This window comes from Pseudomonas sp. Au-Pse12 (assembly GCF_021341665.1).
Lineage (GTDB): Bacteria > Pseudomonadota > Gammaproteobacteria > Pseudomonadales > Pseudomonadaceae > Aquipseudomonas.
Window position 1 is genome coordinate 246,122 of the sequence record NZ_JAJTTH010000010.1, and the last position, 13,072, is coordinate 259,193.

14 protein-coding genes are annotated in these 13,072 nt (G+C 58.5%); 10 read left to right on the forward strand and 4 right to left on the reverse strand.

Annotated elements, in window-relative coordinates; translation table 11 throughout:
- Positions 1–65: 65 nt before the first annotated feature.
- Positions 66–1,217 (reverse strand): ABC transporter substrate-binding protein, encoded by a 1,152-nt coding sequence (locus LXM55_RS25870; RefSeq protein WP_233322986.1) that lies wholly within the window; start codon positions 1,215–1,217, stop codon positions 66–68.
- A 755-nt stretch (positions 1,218–1,972) separates the two neighbouring features.
- On the opposite strand from LXM55_RS25870, the gene LXM55_RS25875 reads away from it, so the two are divergent.
- The 10 genes from LXM55_RS25875 to LXM55_RS25920 all read left to right on the forward strand — a co-directional run bounded on the left by LXM55_RS25875 (position 1,973) and on the right by LXM55_RS25920 (position 10,839).
- Entirely contained in the window at positions 1,973–3,085 is a 1,113-nt protein-coding gene (locus LXM55_RS25875) for an amidase (protein WP_233322987.1), read from the forward strand.
- A gap of 26 nt (positions 3,086–3,111) precedes the next feature.
- Entirely contained in the window at positions 3,112–4,284 is a 1,173-nt protein-coding gene (locus tag LXM55_RS25880; RefSeq protein WP_233322988.1) for an acyl-CoA dehydrogenase family protein, read from the forward strand.
- A gap of 26 nt (positions 4,285–4,310) precedes the next feature.
- The gene (locus LXM55_RS25885) at positions 4,311–4,670 is read left to right on the forward strand and encodes an IacB protein (protein WP_233322989.1); all 360 of its coding nucleotides are present in this window, start codon (positions 4,311–4,313) and stop codon (positions 4,668–4,670) included.
- 15 nt (positions 4,671–4,685) lie between these two features.
- On the forward strand, positions 4,686–5,216 hold the full coding sequence (locus tag LXM55_RS25890; protein ID WP_233322990.1) for a nuclear transport factor 2 family protein: 531 nt from the start codon (positions 4,686–4,688) through the stop codon (positions 5,214–5,216).
- Positions 5,217–5,262: 46 nt separating this feature from the next.
- A complete protein-coding gene (locus LXM55_RS25895) occupies positions 5,263–6,537 on the forward strand; it encodes an aromatic ring-hydroxylating oxygenase subunit alpha (protein WP_233322991.1) in 1,275 nt (424 codons plus the stop codon).
- 16 nt (positions 6,538–6,553) lie between these two features.
- Positions 6,554–7,033: an aromatic-ring-hydroxylating dioxygenase subunit beta gene (locus LXM55_RS25900; protein ID WP_233322992.1), complete on the forward strand. Its 480-nt coding sequence runs from the start codon at positions 6,554–6,556 to the stop codon at positions 7,031–7,033.
- A gap of 9 nt (positions 7,034–7,042) precedes the next feature.
- Positions 7,043–7,783, forward strand: a complete 741-nt coding sequence (locus LXM55_RS25905) for an SDR family NAD(P)-dependent oxidoreductase (RefSeq protein WP_233322993.1) — start codon at positions 7,043–7,045, stop codon at positions 7,781–7,783.
- 71 nt (positions 7,784–7,854) lie between these two features.
- Entirely contained in the window at positions 7,855–8,814 is a 960-nt protein-coding gene (locus LXM55_RS25910; protein ID WP_233322994.1) for a PDR/VanB family oxidoreductase, read from the forward strand.
- 19 nt (positions 8,815–8,833) lie between these two features.
- Positions 8,834–9,334, forward strand: coding sequence for a flavin reductase (locus LXM55_RS25915; protein WP_233322995.1), 501 nt, complete (start codon positions 8,834–8,836; stop codon positions 9,332–9,334).
- A 230-nt stretch (positions 9,335–9,564) separates the two neighbouring features.
- Positions 9,565–10,839, forward strand: coding sequence for an OprD family porin (locus LXM55_RS25920; protein ID WP_233322996.1), 1,275 nt, complete (start codon positions 9,565–9,567; stop codon positions 10,837–10,839).
- A 245-nt stretch (positions 10,840–11,084) separates the two neighbouring features.
- On the opposite strand, the gene LXM55_RS25925 is transcribed toward LXM55_RS25920, so the two are convergent.
- The 3 genes from LXM55_RS25925 to LXM55_RS25935 all read right to left on the reverse strand — a co-directional run.
- Positions 11,085–11,354 carry a hypothetical protein gene (locus tag LXM55_RS25925; RefSeq protein WP_233322997.1) on the reverse strand — a complete coding sequence of 90 codons (270 nt, stop codon included), beginning with the start codon at positions 11,352–11,354 and terminating at the stop codon, positions 11,085–11,087.
- A 728-nt stretch (positions 11,355–12,082) separates the two neighbouring features.
- Positions 12,083–12,574, reverse strand: a complete 492-nt coding sequence (locus tag LXM55_RS25930; RefSeq protein WP_233322998.1) for a hypothetical protein — start codon at positions 12,572–12,574, stop codon at positions 12,083–12,085.
- 17 nt (positions 12,575–12,591) lie between these two features.
- Positions 12,592–13,072, reverse strand: a 481-nt coding sequence (locus LXM55_RS25935) for an RHS repeat-associated core domain-containing protein (protein WP_325169917.1), incomplete at its 5' end; no start/stop codon positions are given.

Genomic DNA, 13,072 nt, shown 5'->3' on the forward strand with positions numbered 1-13,072 from the left:
TCTTTTTCTAGCGGATTGAAGGTCGGACGCGAGGGCCTGCGTCCGAAGGTTCGATAAGCGTTCGCTCAGTTGCCTGGCAGTAGCGTCCAGCGGCCGTTTTTCATCACGATCAGTTCACGACCGCGCTCATCGAAGCCGCTGTGGTCCTGCGGGGTCATGTTGTAGACCCCCTGGGTGCCCGCCAGCTCATGGCTTTGCTCCAGGGCGTCACGCAGTGCTGCGCGAAACTCGGGGCTGCCGGGGGCGGCTTTGCTTGCCGCCAGGGGAATTGCCCGTTGCAGCAGCAGGCCGGCGTCGAAGGTGTTGCCGCCAAACGTCGCCGGCGGGGTGCCGGTGAGTTTCTCAAAGGCCTGGGTGTACTCGCGGGCGACTTGTTTGGAGGGGTGCGAGTCGGGAATTTCATCCAGTACCAGCATCAGGCTGGCGGCGAGGATGGTGCCCTCGACCTTCTTTGCGCCGAGCTTGAGAAAGTCCGGCAATGCCGCGCCGTGGGTCTGGTAGATCTGGCCGCGATAGCCTTGATCGAACAGCGTCGCCTGGGGCATCACCGCGGCGCTGCCGGGTGCGGCCACCAGCACTGCGTCGGGTCGCGCCACCAGCACCTTGAGGCTTTGTCCGGTGACCGACGTGTCCTGGCGCTGAAAGCGTTCGTTGGCCACCAGCTTGATGTGGTGCTCGGCGGCGAGACCGCTCATGACCTTGGCCCAGTTTTCACCGTAGGGGTCGCTGGTGCCGATAAAGCCCAGGGTCTTCACCCCTTGCTGGCTCATATGGGCAAACAGTGCCTGAGCTATCAGCTCATCGTTCTGGGTGGTCTTGAACACCCACTTCTTCTGCTCGGTCATGGGCAGCACCACGGCCGCGGTTCCCACTGGCGCCAGCAACGGCACGCCTGCTTCGGCGACGAACTGGATGACCCCCATGGCGTTGGGCGAGCCGCTGGGGCCAATGATCGCGTCGACCTTGTCCTCATCGATCAGCTTCTTCAGGGCCTTGACCGTGGCGGTGGGGTCGCTGCCGTCATCCAGGCTGATGTACTTCACCGTCTGGTCGCCGGCCTGGGTCGGTAGCAGCGCCACGCTGTGCTTCTGCGGCAAGCCGATCAGGGCCAGGGGGCCGGTGGAGGAGGTGATCACGCCGACTTTCACTTCAGCTTGCGCGGCATGCGCGCAAGCGGCACTCAACAACAACAGGGTCACGGCTTTTCTGAAAAGCATGGCTTTCTCCGAAGCGTTGCAAGGCGCTGCATAAGGCTGTTGACCGACCTTTCAGGCTGCGCGGGCCGGCTTGTTTTTATGGGGTTGTGCCGGTGTTGCGGTACTCCAGCAAGGCTCCGTGGTGGACCTTGGTTGACGCAATGGCTAACCGGGCACGGGGAGGGCAAAAGCAGGTTGCATGCCAGGAGCGTGCTGTGTCGGCGGGCGTCGGGAGGGGCGATGACGGCGGCTGTGGGTCGTGGTCGAGAGTGATCGCGGGGTGGCGCGAGGGGCTGGTTCGGGGCGTGAAAAAAACGCTGCACGGCCCATGGGGCATGGTCTTGACCTGGATCAATGGAATTGTTTTTGGGTGTTTTTGGGATGGCGAAACAGGGTGTTTTTTTATGATTTTTTATTGGTTTTTTTGAGTAAAAAATAATTGAAAAAGGCTGTAATTTTTCAAGGTCGCGTTCGGCGCCTGAACAATTCAAGCACATTTCTTGAAAGCGTGTTTTATAGCAATAAGTTGTTATTTATTAAGGGTTATTTGCTAAATATGCTGATTTTTTGGTCTTTTTTGACTGTTACAAAACTGCACGGGCGTGGCGCTAATCAGTAAAAATGCATCGAAAATACTCACTTTTTTATTGGGTAAAAATCAATTGACAATTCATGTAATAGTTATGATTTTAGATTTAAGCGTTCGCCCACCGATTGTGGTGGGACGTTCTTGTTCTGGTGCGGTTGCCCAGTGATCTGGCAAGCAGGTGAATGGCATGACAGTAGTGGTCGAGGAGTTGGCGTTGGGAGGGAGCGGAAGTTCGGTAATGATCAAGGACACCATTGATATTGCCGGCTACCCGACCCGCGCTTCGAGTGAGGCATTGGCCGATGCGCCCCCGGCCCTGGAGCATGCTCGGGTGGTCCAGCATCTGTTGGACGCCGGTTGCCGGATCAGCGGAAAAACCAGCCTGCATGAGCTGGCCTTCGGCACCACCGGCATCAATAGCCGGATCGGCACCGCGCCCAATCCACGTTACCCGGCGCTGATTCCCGGCGGCTCTTCAAGTGGTTCGGCGGCGGCGGTTGCCGCCGGCCTGTGTGATTTCGCCGTGGGCACCGATACCGGGGGATCAGTGCGGATTCCGGCCGCCTGCTGCGGCATTTTCGGCCTCAAGCCAAGCTTCGGTCGCATCGATCGTCAAGGCGTCATGCCGCGCCACAGTTCCCTGGATTGCCTGGGGCCGCTGGCGGCCAGCATGGAGCGCCTGATCGAGGCGATGCAGGCCATGGACCCGAGTTTTTCCTCACTGCCGGCCCCGGGGCCAATACGTATCGGGGTGGTGGCCGTGCAGGCCAAGCAGTCGATTCTGCAGGTAGTCGAGCGGAGCTTGAACCTGAGCGGATTCGCTCTGGGGGATGTACAGCTGCCAGGCATGGCGAGTGCTTATGACGCCGCCATGGTGGTGATCAATGCGGAAACCTGGGCGGCGTGCTCGCACCTGCTGGCCAGCGGTCGGTTGGGGGCCGACGTGGCCGCGCGCTTGCAGGCCGCCAGTCTGACTACCGCCCAGGCGCTGCATGAGGCCGAGAAGGTGCGCAGCCTGTTTGTCGCTCAGGTGAATGAAGCCCTGGCGCGCTTTCCGATTCTTGCCTTGCCGACCCTGCCCGATTACCCGCCAGCGGTGGTGGATGCCGCCGATACCCAGGCCGCCCTGAGCATCAGCGCTCTGGTTCGGCCATTCAATCTTTCCGGTCACCCGGCCCTGAGCATTCCCCTGCACTGTGCTTCGGGGCTGCCGGTGGGCCTGCAACTGATTGCCGCCCACGGCGCGGACGAACTGCTGTGCGCAGTCGCCCGTGACTTGGTCCGGCACCTGGAGGACTGATCCTCATGCCTACTTTGGAGAATCCCATGACTGCGCTTGGCCAGCCGGACCCCTTGCGGTCTTTGCCGATTACCGCTTCTGGCGAATTCCAGCAATTGCTGCTGGAGATCCGCCAGCGTGCTCGCAATGAAGAGTTCGATCGACAGAAGTTCATCTCCACGGATGTGATCGAGCGCTTTCGCCAGTTGGGGGTGTACCGGGCGCTGGTGCCTCGGCGCTTTGGTGGCGACGAGCGCTCGCCGGCCGAGTTTTGCCAGATGGTTGAAGACATCTCGGTGGCCGACGGTTCCGCCGGTTGGGTCGCCAGCTTTGGCATGAGCCCGGTGTACCTGGCGTCATTGCCGCTGCACACCCTCTCGCAGATCTATGCCGACTCGCCGGACGTGGTGTTTGCCGGAGGCATCTTTCCGCCGCAGCCGGCGCCCTTTGTCGAAGGCGGGCTGCAGGTAAAGGGGCGCTGGAAATTCTCCAGCGGCTGCATGGGGGCCAGCCTGATCGGTGTCGGTATCGCCCCGAAAAGCGGTGAGATGCTGGGCTTGCCCCGCTTGGCGGTGATGCCGAGCAACCAGGTGCGCATCGAGGAAACCTGGGACGTGGTGGGGCTGGTGGGCACCGGCAGCCACGATGTGGTGGTGGACGACGTCGTGGTGCCAGAGGACTGGACCTTTGTCCGGGGTGGGCCATCGAGCCTCGACGAGCCGTTCTTCCGTTACCCGTCGCTGTCGTTCGCCACTCAAGTGCTGTCCGTGGTCGGCCTCGGCGTGGCCCGCGCGGCGCTGGACGAGCTCGGCGGCATGGCCAGCGGACGGATTTCGGTGACCGGCGCGCCGTCGCTGTCCGACCGGCCTTTGGCTCAGGTCGAGATGGCCAAGGCGGAAGCCTCCCTGCGAGCGGCTCGCGCCTGGTTTTACCAAGCCATCGATGATGCCTGGCAGAGCGTACTGGCCGGCGATCCAGTGAGCGTGGAGCAGACCAACATGCTGCGCCTGTCCTCTACCCACGCCACCCGGGTGGCGGCGGAAGTGGCGCGCAGCGCGCAGATGCTGTCGGGCATGAGCGGGGTCTACCGCAGCAGTCCGCTGTCGCGCTTTGTCAACGACACCCAGGTCATTACCCAGCACGCCTTCATGGGCGACATGACCTATCAGAACGCTGGCGCAATCCTGTTTGGCAACAAGCCCCTGCTGGGCTACCTGTGACCTTCAACCACTGACTGGTAAATGACATGACTGATAAAAAAGCCCTGCGTGTGCTGTTTTGCATCGGCATCAACCAGAACTTCTTCGATGCCCCGCGCCCAGAGGCGCTTGAAGTCTGGGCCGCCTTTGGCGAGATGTGGAACGGCATCGCCGATCTGCCCGGGGTGAAGATCCTGGGCAACATGGACGATGACCAGAGCATGGTCGGCCCGTCCGCCGGCTGGCCCTGGACCACCTACCTGCTGGCCGATGTGCCGGACATCGAGACGGTCCACGCCGCCTGCAATCTGTTTCGTACCACGGCGGTGGGGGATGGCCCCTACAAGCTCTGGAAGTACTGCAAGGTCGAGGCCCGTACCGGCCGCGAACTGATCATCCAGCGCTGAGCGGAGGGGTGTCCGATGCCGGCACAAACACGCTTCGACGAGCTGCAGCAACGGCTCGCCTGCCTGGAAAGCGAACACGCCATCCGCGCCTGCATGAACCGTTACATGGCGTTGTGTGACGCGTTGGGGGTGGGCTCGCCGCTGGATGAACTGGCCGCGCTGTTCACCGTCGATGCGCTCTGGGAAGGCCGGGGCGCCCGCTACCGCGACAGCTTCGGTGGTTACCGCGGGCGCGAGGCGATCCGCGCCATGTTCGCCCGCTACACCGTGGAGCCCGCGCACTTTGCGCTCAATGTGCATTTTCTGACCTCGGAGTTGATCCGGGTGCGGGGCCATGTGGCGGACGCCAGCTGGGTGATGCTGCAGGCCTCGAGCTTCGCCAGCGGCGCCTCGCACCTCAACAGCGCCCGACTGACGGTGGCTTTCGCCCTTGAGGAAGGGGAATGGCGCATCGCCCATTTTCAGACCGAGAATCTGTTCAGTCGTCCGGTGGATCACTGGAACAGCGACGCGCATCTGCCCGTGCCGACCCAGGACGCGCAGTAGCCCACACATGCCAAGAGTCGGCGCGCGACGCCGACGAGGAGTGACCGTGAACAACCTGATAGATACCCTGACCCTGGAAACCCCGGTGGCCGATCTGGTGCAGCCGGATCGTGTGCACACCTCGCTCTACACCGACGCTCGACTGTTCGATGAAGAGCTGGAAAAGATCTTCTACAGCACCTGGGTCTGGGTCGCCCATGCCAGTGAAGTGCCCGATTCCGGGAGCTACAAGAGCACCTACATCGGCAAGCAGCCGGTGATCGTGGTGCGTGATCGCAAGCAGGACCTGCATGTGCTGCTCAACCGTTGCCGGCACCGCGGGGCAACGGTGTGCGAACACAAGAAAGGCAAGACCAACAGTTTCGTCTGCCCCTATCACGGCTGGAGCTACGCCCTGGATGGCAGCCTGCGGGGCGTGCCCCATCCCGAGAGTTATGCCGATTGCCTGGACAAGGCCGAACTGCCCCTGGTGAGCCTGCGGGTCGAGCAGTACAACGGCATGATCTTCGCCACCTTCAAGGACGATATCGAACCGCTGCATGACTTCCTTGGCGCGGCCAGGAAATGGATCGATCTGTTCATGAAGCAAGGGGCCGGCTACCCCGTGAAGGTCGGCGGCGAGCATCGCTTCCGCTTCCCCGGCAACTGGAAGATCCAGCTGGAAAACACCACCGATGCCTATCACTTCCCGCTGGTGCACAAGTCGTTCCTGTCCTCGGTGGACGAGCAGACCCTGGCGCTGTTCGATTTCGTCAAGGGGCCGGGGTATGTCGAGGACCTGGGCAACGGCCACAGCGTGATGGTGATGATTCCCGACCTGGTGGATCTGGAAGCCGACCTCGAGCGACCGATCCCCGAGCGCTTTGCCCAACTGGCCGAGGCACTGCGAGCCGAAGGCCAGGACGAGCAAGCGGTGCGCCGCATTGTCCGCGCGGTGGGCGGTTCCGGGTTCAACCTCAACCTGTTTCCCAACGTGGCCTGTTCCATGGCGTTTTTCCGGGTGCTGCAACCGGTCGCCGTGGATGAAACCGAAATCCACCATGCGGTCATCACCATGGACGGCGGCCCGGCAGTGGCCAACCGTTACCGGTTACGCCTGCACGAGCACTTCCAGGGCCCCATGGGCTTTGGCACCCCGGACGATTCGGAAGCCTGGGAACGGGTCCAGCGTGGCGCCAGTGCCGGCAGCGACCTGTGGATCATGCTCAATCGCGGCTTGCCCGGCGAGCGCCAGACCGATGACGGCGTGGCGAGCGATGTCAGCGCCGAAACCGGAATGCGCGCTGCCTATCGGCAGTGGAAAAAGATGATGTCGGCCTGACTCAAGGGAGAACACCATGAACACTCAGCAATTGCTCAACCAGGTCACGGCCTTCATCTGGCAGGAAGCGGACATGCTCGACCATGGCGACTTCGCCCAGTGGCTGGATCTGTGGACCGAGGATGCGACCTACATCATTCCTATCGATCCGCTGGAAACCGACTTCGAGAACACCCTCAACTACGCCTATGACAATCACCACATGCGCCAGCTGCGGGTCACCCGGCTGACCAGTGGCGAGTCGATCTCGACCACCCCGCGGGCACGCACGGTGCGCAGTCAGTCGCGGTTTCGCCTGCTGGCGGACGAGGGTGGCGTGGTCACCGTGCGCTGTGCGCAGAACCTGCGGGAGTTCCGCAAGGACGTGCTCAAGCATTACACCGCCGACGTGACCTTCGAGCTGCTGCGTTGCGGCGACAGCTTCAAGATCCGGCGCAAGCTGATTCAACTGATCAACTCCACCGATACCCTCGCCGGTATCGGCTACATCCTCTGAGGGCGGGCCATGACACACGTCGCATTGGTGACCGGTGCTGCCAGCGGGCTGGGCAAGAGTATTGCCGGGCAACTGTTGCAGGCCGGCTATCGGGTGGTCATCAGCGATCGCTCGCTGAGCGCCGCCCAGGCCACCGCCGGGGAGTTGGATGGCAGCGGCCAGCGGGTGCTGGCGCTGCAGTTGGATGTCTCGAGCAAGGCCGACTTCCAGGCCGCGCTGGAGTCGGTGCTGGGCACTTGGGGCGCTCTGCAGGTGTTGGTGAACAACGCCGCCATGACCCTGACCACGCCGCTGATGCAGATCAGCCCGGAAGAGTTCGACCGGGTGGTGAGCGTCAACCAGCGCGGCACCTTCCTGGGTTGCCAGGTGGTGGGCGGGTACCTGGCGAGCCAGGGCTATGGGCGCATCATCAACATGGCCTCCCTGGCCGGGCAGAACGGCGGCACCGCCACCGGTGCGCACTACGCCGCGTCCAAGGGGGCGATCGTCACCCTGACCAAGGTGTTCGCCAAGGAACTGGCGGCCTCGGGCGTCACGGTCAATGCCATTGCTCCCGGGCCCATCGAGTCGCCGGCGGTACGGGCGGCAGTCCCGCCGGCACAGCTTGATCGACTGATCGAGGGCATTCCGGTGAAGCGCCTGGGCAATGCCGATTTCATCGGGCGCCTGGTGGTGCAGTTGGCCGCCGAAGAGGCCTATTTCGCCACCGGTGCCACCTGGGACGTGAACGGCGGCTTGTTCATGCGCTGACCCCGAGGGCTCAGCGGTACGACACGGGGGCCGCTTGCGCGCCCCCTCACTCTCCATAGCGGATCACTTCCATGAGCGAACAATTAGTGACAGTCGTCGTGCGCAAGCGCGATGAACAGGGCGAAGGCGTCGTGGTGCTGGAGCTGGCCGACCCTCAAGGGCGTCCCTTGCCGGCTTTCGCCGCGGGGGCTCATGTGGACCTTCACCTGCAACCGGGCCTGGTGCGCCAGTACTCGTTGTGTGGTGATCCCGCGTCCAGCGCCAGTTACCGACTCGGGGTGCTCAAGGACCCCGCCTCGCGGGGCGGTTCCCTGGCGGTACATGCGCAATTGCAGCCCGGATGCGAAATCCACATCAGTCGGCCGCGCAATCATTTTCCACTGGCCCCAGAGGCCCGACGTTCGATCCTGATTGGCGGTGGTATCGGCATCACCCCGATGCTGGCCATGGCCTATGCGCTGACCGCCGCTGACAGTGATTTCGAGCTGCACTACTGCGGCCGTTCACGGGCCCGCAGTGCCTTTCTCGATGAACTGGCGCAGGTGCCGTTTGCCAGGCGGGTGCAGACCCATTTCGATGATGAGGCCCCGGCCCAGCAACTTGACCTGGTCCGGGTGCTGGGTCAGCCACAGCCTGGGACGCATGTCTATGTGTGTGGTCCGGCCGGGTTCATGGACTGGGTGATCGGGCAGGCCATCGCCCAGGGCTATGCCGACGATCACGTGCACCGCGAGTATTTCCGGTTAGCGGTGGATGCTTCGGGTGGCAGCTTTGAAGTGCAGGCCGCACGCAGCGGCAAAACGGTGCAGGTCGCCGAGGGGCAGAGCATCGTCGAAGCCCTGAGCGCGGCAGGGATAAAGATCGACATATCCTGCGAGCAGGGGGTTTGCGGCACCTGCCTGTGTGACGTGCTGGAAGGGCTGCCTGACCATCGCGACGTCTATCTCACCGATGAGGAAAAGCAGGCCAACGACCAGATCCTGGTGTGTTGTTCACGGGCCAAGTCCCAGAAACTGGTGCTGGATATCTGATAGACCGGAGGCAAATAACATGGTCGATACAACTGGATTTCGTAACTCGATGGCGATGCTCGGCGGAGCGGTTTCGATCATCACCACCGATGGCCCGGCCGGGCGCTTCGGCTTTACCGCCTCGGCGGTATGCAGCGTCACCGATCAGCCGCCGACACTGCTGGTGTGCATGAATCGTGCGTCGTATTCCAACGTTCATTTCAAGAGCAACGGGGTGCTCAGCGTCAACGTCCTGACCCCTGAACTGCGGGAGGTTTCCGGGGCATTTGCCAATCGTGAGCTGGATGCCGAACAACGTTTCTCCAGTGCGCGCTGGAGTACCCTGGAAAGCGGAGCGCCTTTGCTGGATGAGGCGCTGGTGAGTTTCGACTGCCGTATTGCCCAGGCCCATGAAGTCGGTTCGCACACGATTTTCTATTGTGAGGTGATGGGCATTCGCAACGGCGAAAGCCAGCAGGGACTGGTGTACTTCAATCGGGCTTATCACCCCGTGGGGGAGGTGGCGAAGGCTGGCTCCTGAGGCTTGCAACGGCAGTCAGTGTCGATCGGTACTTTCCAATAGCGCTTAATTAATAAGAATAAATAGTTTGCCGTGCTATGCAGTTGCGGTAGACGGCGGTGTTACGACTTTTTTTGCAGTAAGTGGTTATAAAAATAACACGGTGGATTGAGGCGAAGTTCAACTTTTGCCAGCTCGATCTGCGCCCACTCGTCTTGCCTTTGTGCATGTAAAAAAAGAAGGAAAGTTAAATGTTTAAACGCAGCCTGCACCGTGGTTGCTCCACCGCGGCGTTTATCGGGGCCTTTGCGCCATGCCTGGTTCACGCCGAATTCCTGGATGATCGGCAGATCAGCCTGGGGGCACGGAACTTCTATATTGATCGGGACTTCAAGCAGGCCGATGCGCCGAAGTCGCGCATTGGCAGTTGGACCCAGGGTTTCGACTTTCGGGCCATTTCCGGCTATACCGAAGGCACCCTGCAATTCGGCCTGGACCTCTCGGCTCAATATGCTTATCGCCTGGATGGCGGTGGCGGACGAGGGCCTGACAGCATCATTCCGTATGACGACAGCAAGCAGCGGCAGGCCCGTGATTACGGGCGGGCGGCGCTGACGGCAAAGGTGCGTTACAACAAGACCGAGTTAAAGCTCGGCGAACTGCGGCCAACGTTGCCGGTGGCCTACATTGACGATACTCGGCAATTGATTACCACTTATCACGGCGTGCAGATCGAATCCAAGGATGTTGAAAACCTGACCTTAATCGCTGGACGTTTTACTGAAATAAGTTCCCGGAACTCGTCTAATCGCGAAAAGCTCTACTTATTCAATGGGCCGGATATTCAACGGCGCAGTGACGGTCTGAACTTTGCGGGGGCAACCTATGCGTTCAGCCCGAACCTGGCGCTCACCTACTTCCATGGGCAACTGGAAGACATCTACCGGCAACACTACCTGGGGCTGAGTTACAACCATGACCTGGGCAGTGGCTACTCCTTGAAGAACGACGTGCGGTATTTCAATCACCGCGAAGACGGCAAGGCCTTGTACGGTGATATCGATAACCGCTCCTACGGAGTCATGAGCACCTTGAAGAAGGGCGGGCATGCCTTTGCCGTCGGCTATCAGCGCATGCTGGGTGAGTCGGCTTTTCCAACCCTTAACGGCTATGCGCCCCAACCCTACCTGGTGAACTGGTCGACCGTCGCCTTCGTCAAGCCCAACGAAAGCTCCTGGCAACTGCGCTATGACTACAACTTCGCGGCCATGGGCTTGCCCGGCCTGAAATTGACGACGCGCTACCTGCGCGGCAGCGGCATCGATCGCGGCAACAACGCACTGGATCAAAACGTCGAAAGCGAACGCAACATCATCCTTGGCTACGTCGTACAGAGCGGCACCCTCAAGGATGTGGGGTTCGAGTGGCGTCGAATCGACGTGAAAACCCGCTATGGCAATGGCCGGGCTTCTGGTCCGGACTATCAGGAGAACCGCTTGATCACGACTTACACCTGGAAGTTCTGAGTGGGCCGGCAGGGGCTCAAGAGCGAAATCGGTGCTGCGCGTGGTGGCACTGATTTCTGGTGGGTCTCTAGATCAAGATCATCACCACGGATCCTGGTTTCATGAGGTTCAGTAACGAACCGCTCGGCAGAATGACCAGGAAGCGTTCGCCACCACGCAACTCCACCCCGTTGATGGTGAAGGTCGGAACCTGGGGCTTGATCTTCTTCGTCTGGGCAATGTGCTGCGGTGGAATGTTCGTCCGTTCAGCAACTATCCACCGAGGTGTGCCGAGGTGGTCGGTGACGACGTGCCAGGGTGTGTCGCCTTGCTGTTGCGCCAGTGGGGGTAATACCGCCCGTGGCGTAACTCCAGTGTGTCGTGTGCTCAAAGGCAACGGTGCCGTCGGCGTAGATTGGCGCGGCCTCAAGCAGTTGTTCACCGCTCCAGAGGTACTCTTCACCGACAATGTGTTTTTCACTGTGGCCGTAGCTCGTATCGTGGTTGTTGCTGCGGCTGAAGTTGAACTTGCGCATGCGGCGACCAAAGGCGTCGTACTCGTAGCGTCAGTGGTCGTTGCCGGGGTGGACAGGTTGGTGAGGTGGTTGTCGCTGTTCCAGCGGTGCGGGGTTAAGTCGCCTACTTCGTGTTGTCAGTTAACATGGTAATGTTAACTAATTGGAAATAGATATTTATTAAAGAATACGTAAGTTACGTCTTAATCCTTCGTGTCTAGCTGCACCAGAATATCTAGTTTAAGGCGTTGGGTTATATGGTTTTTCATGAATAATAAAGATCTAAAAACTGAAAAAAATCTCGTTAAACTGATCGGGCACTACTAGATTGTTTGCTTGATATTTATTATTTTTTGAATAAAAAATACCGCAAGGCCTGTGCGGGCAAACTATTAGCTCACTTAAGGTTTTAAATGATTTGTCAAAAAATTAAGAAGCATTAGCCCCTACAGTCTATCTTGTGAACGGTCTTTTTTTGGACTGTTAAAGTTTATCAATCTCATGAATTTGGAGGGAATTCTATGAATGCAAGCTTTCACTCGTAACGATATGAATGATTTTTTTGGTTTTCATGGTGGTGTGTGTCGGGTGCTATATCAATTTTGTAAAAAACACATTCCCTGACTTAATCCCACTTCAAGTGCTGTACATATTTCATGAGTTTAGTGGGGCTTGCAGAGCGGAAAAAGTGAAGCGGCTTAGCTACTATTTGTTTGTGCTAAGCACATTGGTGTATGTGGGATGTACTTTTATTGCAAGTTATCTAAGAAAATAAAGCCATCAAGAGTATTGTCATATCCTAAGAAAAGAAGATCTTTTTTTATTGTTCTCAAGATTTTCTTCCATTGCTCCGTGAAGTCAGATATGGAAATCAGCATGCTTGAATTCTTTATGTTTGTTTTTTTTTTGTCAAAATAAACAACGTCAACCCACTTGGCACTCACCATCATTAAGTCAGTATCAATGACTTTAAAATCCCAGTGAGTTGTAAATGTACTTGATAGGAATGCCATAAAAAAAGACTTGGTTTTATACTCTAGCTGATTTAGCATATCAATAATATCATCATAAATCTCACTGATGTCGCCCCTCCTGCTAAGGCACAAAGTTAAATCATCCCAGTGTAGTAATATATCTGTCTTGTACTCCAGGTAAGTAGAGAATATAGCCTCTGAGACAGATGAATCTTCATCATCTTTTTTTCCTAGCGGCGTATTCCTGATTATTTCTAATTTAAACATGTCAGGCGTATTCCAAATTAAAAGATCGGGCCAGCAGTTTTAGAGTCAATAGGGAATCCATGAAACGTGCCATTGCCATTGTTCCTGATTCTAATCATGTCGGGAATGCTTTTAGAACCATCGGGATTATATACTACCGACTTGTGGTCAGGATTTATTGGGATGTCAAAAAATGGACCTTTTTTACCATTTGGTCCAGTCGGCAGCTCTGCTGCTCGTTGTCCAGCATAGTTTAAGTCATCTTTGTTTCCCCATTTACCTTGAGGGTTCCCTGTTTCCTGAGCTCGTTTTATAGCATCTGATTCTTGCCATTTAATTCCGTGTACTTTACCTCTTTCATATCCAGGTTCGGGCCCTAATCCGTCATAACTTGCCAACCCAAGTGGATCAACCCAACTCAACGGATTATCCACATACCCCTGCGGCCGAACCCCACCCGCGAGTCCTATCGGATCCGGACTCAAATACTGCGCCGTCTCCGGATCGTAGTACCGATGC